Source organism: Alcanivorax sp., from assembly GCF_014762765.1.
GTDB lineage: Bacteria > Pseudomonadota > Gammaproteobacteria > Pseudomonadales > Alcanivoracaceae > Alcanivorax.
Genome location: NZ_JABURH010000080.1, coordinates 1 through 4959 on the forward strand (window position 1 = coordinate 1; position 4959 = coordinate 4959).

A 4959-nucleotide genomic window follows, 5' to 3' on the forward strand; every position below is an offset into this window, starting at 1 on the left:
TTGCCCAGCTCAACCTGCATGGCCATGAAAAACCGCAAGCCATCAGCCCCGAGTTCTACCGGTTGCTGGAGCAATCCCTGCACTACTATCAACTCACCGACGGCGCCTTCGACATCACCTTTGCCAGTGCTGGCCATCTCTACGATTATCGGGAAGGCAAGGCCCCGGACGACGCCCAACTGGCCGATGCAGCCCGCCACATCGGCGCCGACCGCATTGAGCTGCTGCCGGATTACCAGGTGCGCTTTCGCACACCCGGCACCCGCATCGACCTGGGCGGTATCGCCAAGGGCCATGCCATCGACAGGGGCATTGCGCTATTGAAAGAGGCAGGTGTTGAACATGCCTGGCTGTCCCTGGGCGGTGACAGCTATGTGCTCGGCGATCACCGGGGCCGCCCCTGGGAAGTGGGCATTCAGCATCCTCGAAACCGGGAGAAGGTAGCCATGCGCCTGCCCATCACCGACCTGGCCATGTCCACCTCCGGTGATTACCAGCGCTACTTCATCCGCGATGGCCGCCGCATCCACCACATTCTCTCCCCGCAAACCGGCAAGAGCATCGATGGCCTGGCCAGCGTCACCGTGCTTGCAGACAACAGCCTGGATGCGGATGCGCTCTCCACCAGTGTCTTTGTGCTGGGAGTAGAAAAAGGCCTGTCCCTGATCAACCGGCTGCCGGAGACCTCGGCCATCATCATCGATCGCGGTGGCAACGTGTTTTATTCCAACGATTTAACGACACCGGAGTAACGGTGGATTACGCCTACGGCTAATCCACGCTACGTGTCTACGGGCGGGTGACAAGCCAGGTGCCAGCGCCGATCATGGCCCCGCCGGCGGCGATGCTCAGGGGCTGCCGTAAACGGGGATTACTGCGGCGGCTAATCCGTTGGGCCAGACACGCATATACCGCCTTGACGCCGCCCACACTGAAAACCGTAATCAGCAGCACCACCACCAGATGCGCCACATCCGGCGCGTGCATATTCACAAACAAGGGAAACAGGCTGGCGTAGAAAACGATGGCCTTGATATCGCCCAGGGTCACCGCCAGCCCGGCCAGAAAACTGACTGTCTTGCTGCTACCGCTGATCGCCCCCGTCTTTAATGCCGTATCACGATTGCGGATAAGCGTGATGCCGAACCAAACCAGCCAGAGGCCGGCGGCGATACGGACCAGCGCAAACAAACTTCCCAGTTGCTGGGCCAGCTCGGCCATCCCCCACAGGGCAAGAGCGGCGAACAGCAAATCCGCCATGACAATACCGGCGGCCACCCACAAGCCGTGAGCCACACCAAGCCGGGCAGAACGCACCACCACCAGCGCCACGCTGGTACTGGGCAGCGCCGCCAGCACCATCATCACCGGAATCAGTAACAGTAACCCGTAACCATCCATGGCCATTCCCTGCTATCAATCTGTTCTTCCGTCAGCAAGGCAGCCATAAAGCCGCTGCCCCGACATAACGCATTGTCGTTGGCGCCTTGCTTGTAAGGCGAAGAAGGTCGCGCCCTCTTACTCTACCTGCGCCTCGACACCACTGGCAGCCGCCGACTTCCGGCGATTGCGCAACGCCTTATTATACAGGTCAGCCAGGCCCTCATGGGCCGCCGCACTGAAACGTTGCAGCCTCTTGCGCGTCACCGTGACCTGTTCAAACGCAGAGGCTTGCAGCGAGTACTGCTGGCGACGCATGAGCCGCTCGCCGCGTTGTTGCAGACTGGCCAACTCCTGCTTCAGGGCCGGCAGTTCCTGGCGAAAGTAATCCAGCCGCTGCACCCGACTACTGGCCACCATGACCCGGCTGCGCAACTCCCGGGTCTGATTCAGCATGGCGCTGATTTGTTTGAGTTCCTGCTCGCGCTGCCACTGGCGCGGCACGATATCCTCCTGCATTTCCCACAACAGAACCCCCTTGTAGAAATCCAGCTTGGCGGTCATGTCCGGACGCTTGCGCTCCCCCCAGCCCCGGGTTGTGCGCTCCGCTTCCTGCTGGGCCTCCCAGAGGCGCAGCTCCTTGTCCGTAGCAAAAGGTAGCGGATCCTGTTCCGTTACCGCCTGCTCATAGTCCCGCTGCAGCCGGGTAAGGCGTCCCTGGAAATCCTGCTGCGACAATTCCCGCAGCAGGGCCTTTGCCTGAGGCCTGACCTCCTGATGCTTGCGCTCATGGGCGGCAAGCATGGTCTGCATAGCAGGCAGGGTATTCTGCCACTGGGTAAGCAGATTTCGCTGACGCATCAGCTCGTGATAGTTGTTCCAGCCATGCTGGAACTCCGTAGTGGCAAACCATTCATAGAAAGTGGGAAAACTCTTTACCCGTTTCGGCAGAAACGGTGGCACTGGATCCATGGCGGTAGACCAGCTTGGCTCGCCAACCATCTCTTCGAACCAATCGCCACTGGCAATGTGCGCCTCCACCGCCAGCAGGTACTGGTCCAGCCTGTCAAAACGCTCCAGGGCGGTGTGGAAGGCCTGGCGAGCGGAGCGCTGATCACCCATCTGCTCGTACAGATAAGGAATCGCCAACTGCGCCTCCTGGACGGTAGAGCGCTGGATCGATTTACGGTCAAGTTGCTGCAGTATGGGCAGCGCACGGGCCGGCTGATTCTCGATCAGCAGGGCACGGGCATAAAGCAACAGGGACACATCGGCGAACGGCCCCTCCAGGCGCGCATCGCGAAGCAACTGCAGGGCACGGTCTTCCTGATCGCTGCGCAACATGTAGATAGCCAGCGCCAGCATGGCCTTGTCCTTGATCGCGTTCACCTCCGGCGCCCCAGGCGGCAGATTGGCCAGCTCCCACAACCATTCCTGCCCCAGACCCGGGTGCTCGCCGTTGATCCAGCTGATCGCCAGGTTATAGCGCAGATAGGCATTAAGCGGGTGATTGGCAGCGAAGGCATCCAGGGATTCCGCCGCCTCTTCATAGCGACCCAGGCGCATCAGCACCCGGGCCCGCAAGCTTTGATAGACCTCTTTCAGATCCCCGGGCGGCGTGCCGACCTGCTGTTCCAGGGTGTCCAGAGCGCGTGCGTATTTCTGCTGGCGATAGTAAAGGCCCGCCAGATGAATCCAGGCACGCTGGGCCACCTCGCCGCTGACCTGCTGGTTCAACAACGCACTGAACACCCGCTCGGCATCTTCAGGCATGCCGTAAGCGCTGTACATGGCACCCAGCAGCACTTCCAGATCTGCCCGGTGCACATCTACCTCGCCACGCTCCAGCGCCATCTGCGCCCGTGTCAGGGCGGCAAAATAGTCCCCTTGCAGGTAGAGATAGGCCACTTCCCCATAGGCCAACTCCTGCACCTGATGCGGTTTATCCAACCGCCCCCAGGCCAGTGAGCAGACCAACATCAACACCATGGCAAACCACTTCAGCATGCTCGTCTCAGCGCCAGTCACGGAACAAAAGACGGGGCTGCTGTTTGGCCTTGTCGTCCTCAATATGCAGTTGCACAAAGTGGCGGCCATGGCGCTTTTCAAACTGCCCGGTGACACCCCGTCGGATTTCACGCCCCTCAGGCCCCATACCGGTCACGAAAGCGACCAACTCGTGCTCACCGTTTTTCACGTTGGCCAGAGCCAGCCGCTGTACGGCGCCGTTTTTCAGGGCACGCAGTTCACGCTCGGTGTAAAGATGGCTGGCCAGCACCTCACCATCCAATTCCAGCGTTATGCTGTCCGGCTGGAAATAATGCCCCACATCCAGGGACACATAGATTCCTACCTGGGTATCGGCGGGGAACAGCAGCTCCTCTTCCAGCAGCAGAAGACGTTTATTGACTTCCAGCACATCACGCTTGAAATCCGCCAGCTCCTTGTCCAGCTCGGTTCCATGAAGCTGGCTGACAAACAGCATCAACAGCAGCACTACTACACGGCGCATTGCGCTCCCCCAATCCCGATGGTTTTTGGAAATCTACCATAGCCGTGCGACTTTGACTGTTGCGATCGTCACACCTGATCCGCTCTTCACGTTAACTTGTCCGATCAACGGCGATTCTGCCCCTATGACACCCCCAACGCTTCCCGATCCGGTACTGATTACCGGTGCCAGCTCAGGCATCGGTCTGGCACTCACCCGCCTTCATCTGGCGCGGGGGGATCAGGTTATCGCCAGCAGCCGCGACCCTGACCATTCGCCGCTGGCGGCACTGACCGCCCAGCACGACACACTGACGCTGGCGGCAGCGGATTTGACCGATCCCCAGGGCCCTGCAGGGCTCGCCGAGGAAATCAAAACGCTCACCGAACATTTGTCCAGAGTGGTCCATTGTGCCGGCGTGCTACACGACACCAGCCGGAAGCTGTCACCGGAAAAACGGCTGGAAGATCTGTCGCTGGAGAATCTGGAATACAGTTTCCGCCTGAACGCCTGGGCGCCAATGCTGTTGGCCCGCAGTCTGCTGCCACAGCTACGCCGCCAGCCGGCAACTTTCGCTGTCATCTCCGCCCGAGTCGGCAGTATTACCGACAACCATCTGGGCGGCTGGTACAGCTATCGCAGCAGTAAGGCGGCGCTGAACCAACTGATGCGCACCTTTGCCGTGGAGGCCCGCCGCAGGGCCCCACATCTCACCCTGTTGGCATTGCACCCAGGCACCACTGACACCCCTCTTTCGGCGCCCTTCCAGTCCCGGGTTCCGGAAGAAAAGCTGTTTTCTGCAGACTGGGTGGCAGAGCAATTGACACTGCAACTGGATCAGGCAACTCCGGAACAGAGCGGGAGTTTTATTAACTGGCAAGGGGATCCGCTACCCTGGTAGCAGATACAATTTTTCCACACTTGTCGCTTGCCTTACCCTGCCTGCCCAAGCCACTATCAATGGGCTGATGCACAATGTGTATCGGCACTCATGCCGGCGGCCCGGTCAGGATGCCGCGCCATGCGCGCCCCGTCAGGGGCGCGGTGGCGTGGCGGGAGATCGGGCCGTTCGGCATGCACCTATCCCG

5 protein-coding genes are annotated in these 4959 nt (G+C 60.4%); 2 read left to right on the top strand and 3 right to left on the bottom strand.

The genetic code is table 11. The annotated features are described in order from the left end of the window. On the top strand, positions 1-752 hold a 752-nt coding region (locus HUJ17_RS03715), incomplete at its 5' end, for an FAD:protein FMN transferase (RefSeq protein ID WP_290509406.1). 37 nt (positions 753-789) lie between these two features. Here HUJ17_RS03715 and HUJ17_RS03720 read toward each other — a convergent pair. The 3 genes from HUJ17_RS03720 to HUJ17_RS03730 form a co-directional block, all read right to left on the bottom strand. Then, entirely contained in the window at positions 790-1401 is a 612-nt protein-coding gene (locus tag HUJ17_RS03720) for a LysE family translocator (RefSeq protein ID WP_290509407.1), read from the bottom strand. A gap of 117 nt (positions 1402-1518) precedes the next feature. Next, positions 1519-3387 carry a tetratricopeptide repeat protein gene (locus tag HUJ17_RS03725; protein WP_290509408.1) on the bottom strand — a complete coding sequence of 623 codons (1869 nt, stop codon included), beginning with the start codon at positions 3385-3387 and terminating at the stop codon, positions 1519-1521. Between the two features lie 7 nt (positions 3388-3394). Continuing rightward, on the bottom strand, positions 3395-3892 hold the full coding sequence (locus tag HUJ17_RS03730; RefSeq protein WP_290509409.1) for a hypothetical protein: 498 nt from the start codon (positions 3890-3892) through the stop codon (positions 3395-3397). Positions 3893-4016: 124 nt separating this feature from the next. Here HUJ17_RS03730 and HUJ17_RS03735 point away from each other — a divergent pair, with 124 nt between their 5' ends. Beyond that, positions 4017-4772, top strand: a complete 756-nt coding sequence (locus tag HUJ17_RS03735) for an SDR family NAD(P)-dependent oxidoreductase (RefSeq protein ID WP_290509410.1) — start codon at positions 4017-4019, stop codon at positions 4770-4772. Positions 4773-4959: the final 187 nt, after the last annotated feature.

What these genes read in the sequence shown, in the direction of transcription:
- HUJ17_RS03735 (WP_290509410.1), top strand. Translation starts at nt 4,017, where the DNA reads ATGACACCCCCAACGCTTCCCGATCCGGTACTGATTACCGGTGCCAGC.
- HUJ17_RS03720 (WP_290509407.1), bottom strand. Translation starts at nt 1,401, where the DNA reads ATGGATGGTTACGGGTTACTGTTACTGATTCCGGTGATGATGGTGCTG.
- HUJ17_RS03730 (WP_290509409.1), bottom strand. Translation starts at nt 3,892, where the DNA reads ATGCGCCGTGTAGTAGTGCTGCTGTTGATGCTGTTTGTCAGCCAGCTT.
- HUJ17_RS03725 (WP_290509408.1), bottom strand. Translation starts at nt 3,387, where the DNA reads ATGCTGAAGTGGTTTGCCATGGTGTTGATGTTGGTCTGCTCACTGGCC.